We start from the raw sequence: 5,106 nt of genomic DNA, 5'->3' as shown, positions 1-5,106 counted from the left end.
AAAGCGGGCGGGGGGCGTTTGGGCAATAAGGTTGGCGGCGACCGACTCTCCCACCGGTGAAGGCAGTACCATAGGCGCACCGGGGCTTAACGACTCTGTTCGGAATGGGAAGAGGTGAACACCCGGGCTAAAGCCACCATTGCTGGCGGGGGTTGCGGTGTTCTATTGTCTTCTTGTGAGAAGAACGCAACCCTCAATAACTCGACGTAAGGGGACAAAAACGAAACGTATGGTGCGTGCTTGACGCCAGCCGCACTTGCGTGCGGCTCTAAAAGAAGCCCTCGGCCACTTAGTACGGCTCAGCTATTCTATTTCTAGTTGTTCACCTGCCGCCTATCAACGTCGTCATCTCCGACGGGCCTTCCATTGGGAAATCTCATCTCCAGGTGAGTTTCGCACTTAGATGCTTTCAGCGCTTATCTCGTCCCAGCGTAGCTACCCGGCGCTGCACCTGGCGGTACAACCGGCGCACCAGCGGCTGGTCCATCCCGGTCCTCTCGTACTAAGGACAGGTCCTGTCAAATTTCCAACGCCCACCACAGATAGGGACCGAACTGTCTCACGACGTTCTGAACCCAGCTCGCGTGCCACTTTAATCGGCGAACAGCCGAACCCTTGGGACCTTCTCCAGCCCCAGGACGTGACGAGCCGACATCGAGGTGCCAAACCTCCCCGTCGATATGAGCTCTTGGGGGAGATCAGCCTGTTATCCCCGGCGTACCTTTTATCCTTTGAGCGATGGCCCTTCCATGCGGAACCACCGGATCACTATATCCGTCTTTCGACCCTGCTCGGCTAGTCGGCCTCACAGTCAAGCCCGCTTCTGCTATTGCGCTCTGCGTCCGGTTACCAAGCGGACTGAGCGGACCTTTGAAAGCCTCCGATACTCTTTTGGAGGCGACCACCCCAGTCAAACTACCCAGCAGCCACTGTCTCCCGAATCTTCGGGATTAGGCATCAGGCACGGCAAGGGCGGTATTTCAACGTCGGCTCCCCGAGAACTAGCGTCCCCGGCTCAGCGCCTCCCGCCTATGCTACACATGCCGAACCCAACACCAATGGCAACCTATAGTAAAGGTGCACGGGGTCTTTCCGTCCCGTGGCGGGTACTCGGCATCTTCACCGAGACTACAATTTCACCGAGCTCACGGCTGAGACAGCGCCCAGATCGTTACACCATTCGTGCAGGTCGGAACTTACCCGACAAGGAATTTCGCTACCTTAGGACCGTTATAGTTACGGCCGCCGTTTACCGGGGCTTCGATTCAAACCTTCGCCTTGCGACTAAGTTCCCCTCTTAACCTTCCGGCACCGGGCAGGTGTCAGACCTTATACGTCCGCTTGCGCGTTAGCAAAGTCATGTGTTTTTGTTAAACAGTCGCCTGGGCCTTTTCACTGCGGCTTCTCGTCTTGCAACGAGGAAGCGACCCTTCTCCCGAAGTTACAGGTCCATTTTGCCGAGTTCCTTGGCCGTGATTCACTCGAGCGCCTCAGGATACTCTCCTTGACTACCTGTGTCGGTTTGCGGTACGGGTAATAAATGGGTTAAAACGCTTAGCAGGTTTTCTTGGCAGTCGGATTAGGCACACTATCCGCGTGTTCCGAAGAACGTACGGTACTATCAACTTTCGGCTAGAGTGGCGTACTTAACTACCTCCCCAATACCTACGGTCTTCAACGGGCACTTCCGTCCGCCCGCGGTGCTTTCACTTCTGCGTCACTGCATCACTTCCATTCATTAGTACAGGAATATTAACCTGCTGTCCATCGAGTGCACCTTTCGGCTTCCCCTTAGGTCCCGACTAACCCAATTCCGATTAGCGTTGAATTGGAAACCTTAGTCTATCGGCGTGCGGGTTTCTCACCCGCATTATCGTTACTCATGCCTACATATGCTTTTCTCCACGCTCCAACATGCCTGACGACACGCCTTCACCGCAAGGAGAATGCTCCCCTACCACTTAGTAGTCTTTCATACTAAATCCAAAGCTTCGGTACTAGATTTGATGCCCGCGTATTATCGACGCCCGCTCGCTCGACCAGTGAGCTGTTACGCACTCTTTAAAGGAATGGCTGCTTCCAAGCCAACCTCCTGGCTGTCAAAGCAAGTGGACCTCCTTTGTTCAACTTAATCTAGATTTAGGGACCTTAGCTGTTGGTCTGGGTTCTTTCCCTCTCGGCCGGGGACCTTAGCACCCCAGGCCTCACTGCCGTGTATAGCCATTGGCATTCGGAGTTCATCAGGATTCGGTAGGCTCTGACACCCCCTAGTCCTATTGGTAGCTCTACCTCCAATGACCTCAACCACGACGCTGTACCTCAATACATTTCGGGGAGTACGAGCTATTTCTCAGTTTGATTGGCCTTTCACCCCTACCCTCAAGTCATCCAAATCCTTTTCAACGGAAACTGGTTCGGTCCTCCAGTGCATGTTACTGCACCTTCAACCTGCTCAAGGGTAGCTCACAAAGTTTCGCGTCTACCCCCCCCGACTGCACGCCCTGTTCAGACTCGCTTTCGCTGCGGCTCCGCGCCTTAAAGCGCTTAACCTTGCCGGGGAGGAGTAACTCGTAGGCTCATTATGCAAAAGGCACGCTATCAGCCCACTAAAGGCCTCTAACTGCTTGTAAGCACACGGTTTCAGGTTCTTTTCACTCCGGTATTCCCGGTTCTTTTCACCTTTCCCTCACGGTACTAGTTCACTATCGGTGTCTCAGGAGTATGTAGCCTTAGCGGATGGTGCCGCTCGATTCAGACGGGGTTTCTCCGGCCCCGCCCTACTCAGGATCCCACTACCGTGAATCAGAATTGTCGCTTACCGGGCTCTCACCGTCTATGGCGCCCTTTCCCAAGGGCTTCAGCTAACTCGATTCAATCAGATGTCGTGGTCCTACAACCCCGGATTGGCCGTAACCAACCCGGTTTGGGCTCCTCCCCGTTCGCTCGCCACTACTTGGGGAATCATTGTTATTTTCTTTTCCTGCAGGTACTTAGATGTTTCAGTTCCCTGCGTTTGCCACCGCCAGTCAAGCTGGTCGGTTCCTGACTCTTCCAGTCAGGGGGTTGCCCCATTCGGAAATGCTGGGATGTAACGAGTATGTGCCTCTCCCCCAGCCTTATCGCAGCTTATCGCGTCCTTCGTCGCCTCTGAGACCCTAGGCATCCCCCGTGTGCTCTTTCTTACTTCTTGTTCGTAACGCTCTCCTTATTGCTAAGAAGTGCTTTCTCTATCGCTAGAGCAAGCGCGCTACGCTTCGTTTTTGTTACCCCTTACGTCAAAGAACGTTTACTGCTCTGGTATTTAGCAGTTTCGAAGTTGCTTTCCAATTGAAAGCAACCTATGTATTAATAACAACTTGGTTAAGTCGTTAGAGTGGGCCTGCCTGGACTCGAACCAGGGACCTCTACATTATCAGTGTAGCGCTCTAACCACCTGAGCTACAAGCCCAAAACCAGTGTCTAAATTATTTGAATGATGGAAAAGACAATAATAAGTTGTAATTGTAAGCGTACCACGCCACGAACTCACGAGTCGAACTGCTCCAGAAAGGAGGTGATCCAGCCGCACCTTCCGGTACGGCTACCTTGTTACGACTTAGCCCTAGTTACCTGTTCTACCCTAACTGGCTTCGTTGCGGAGCACCAGCTTCAGGTCTACCAAACTTCCATGGCTTGACGGGCGGTGTGTACAAGGCCCGGGAACGTATTCACCGCGTCATTGCTGATACGCGATTACTAGTGATTCCAGCTTCACGGAGTCGAGTTGCAGACTCCGATCCGAACTGAGAACGGCTTTTCGGGATTGGCGCACCATCGCTGGTTGGCAACCCGCTGTACCGTCCATTGTAGCACGTGTGTAGCCCTAGGCGTAAGGGCCATGATGACCTGACGTCGTCCCCGCCTTCCTCACTGCTTGCGCAGGCAGTCTGTCTAGAGTCCCCATCATTACATGCTGGCAACTAAACATAGGGGTTGCGCTCGTTGCGGGACTTAACCCAACACCTCACGGCACGAGCTGACGACGGCCATGCAGCACCTTGCTTTGTGTCCCGAAGGAAAGGCTCATCTCTGAGCCGGTCACGCGCATTCTAGCCTAGGTAAGGTTCCTCGCGTATCATCGAATTAAACCACATGCTCCACCACTTGTGCGGGCCCCCGTCAATTCTTTTGAGTTTCACTCTTGCGAGCGTACTCCCCAGGTGGGATACTTAACGCTTTCGCTAAGCCAGTGACCATCTATCGCCACCAGCGAGTATCCATCGTTTACGGCGTGGACTACCAGGGTATCTAATCCTGTTCGCTCCCCACGCTTTCGTGCCTCAGCGTCAGTTACAGTCTAGGCAGCTGCCTTCGCAATCGGTGTTCTGGATACTATCTATGCATTTCACCGCTACAGTATCCATTCCGCCACCCTCGTCTGTACTCAAGTTCGCCAGTTTCCAGGGCAGTTCCACTGTTGAGCAGTGGGCTTTCACCCCGGACTTAAAGAACCGCCTACGCACCCTTTAAACCCAATAAATCCGGACAACGCTTGCACCCTCCGTATTACCGCGGCTGCTGGCACGGAGTTAGCCGGTGCTTATTCCTCAGGTACCGTCAGTAGAGCACGCATGCCCTTTTTTCTTCCCTGAGAAAAGCAGTTTACGACTCAGAAAGCCTTCATCCTGCACGCGGCATGGCTGGGTCAGACTCTCGTCCATTGCCCAATATTCCCTACTGCTGCCTCCCGTAGGAGTCGGGCCCGTATCTCAGTGCCCGTGTGGGGGACCAGCCTCTCAGCTCCCCTAGCCATCGTCGCCTTGGTGAGCCGTTACCTCCCCAACTAGCTAATGGCACGCAACCCCATCTGAATCCAATAAATCTTTAACCATTAAGTGATGCCACTCTGTGGTTTTATGCGGTATTAATCCGCCTTTCGGCGGGCTATCCCCCAGATTCAGGTAGGTTGGTTACGCGTTACGCACCCGTGCGCCACTATCTCTATTGCTAAAGACCGTTCGACTTGCATGTATTAGGCCTGCCGCTAGCGTTCATCCTGAGCCAAGATCAAACTCTCCATTGTAAAATGTTCTACACCCATGCGAACATGGGCTGATGTCGAGTGCT

At 53.7% G+C, this 5,106-nt stretch carries 1 tRNA gene and 3 rRNA genes; all 4 read right to left on the bottom strand.

The window, feature by feature from the left end:
• Nucleotides 1-29 precede the first annotated feature (29 nt).
• Nucleotides 30-141: ribosomal RNA gene (rrf, locus tag GM79_RS09320) — 5S ribosomal RNA — on the bottom strand.
• 128 nt (nucleotides 142-269) lie between these two features.
• Nucleotides 270-3,190: ribosomal RNA gene (locus tag GM79_RS09315) — 23S ribosomal RNA — on the bottom strand.
• A 184-nt stretch (nucleotides 3,191-3,374) separates the two neighbouring features.
• A tRNA-Ile gene (locus GM79_RS09310) sits at nucleotides 3,375-3,448 on the bottom strand.
• Between the two features lie 98 nt (nucleotides 3,449-3,546).
• A 16S ribosomal RNA gene (locus GM79_RS09305) occupies nucleotides 3,547-5,062 on the bottom strand.
• The 16S, 23S and 5S rRNA genes sit together here with 1 tRNA gene alongside, the layout of an rRNA operon.
• Between the last annotated feature and the right edge of the window lie 44 nt (nucleotides 5,063-5,106).

Origin of the sequence: Hymenobacter sp. IS2118 (assembly GCF_000715495.1) — a bacterium.
GTDB lineage: Bacteria > Bacteroidota > Bacteroidia > Cytophagales > Hymenobacteraceae > Hymenobacter.
Note: the sequence above shows the minus strand (reverse complement) of the source record. Positions and strands in the feature narration are given on the sequence as shown.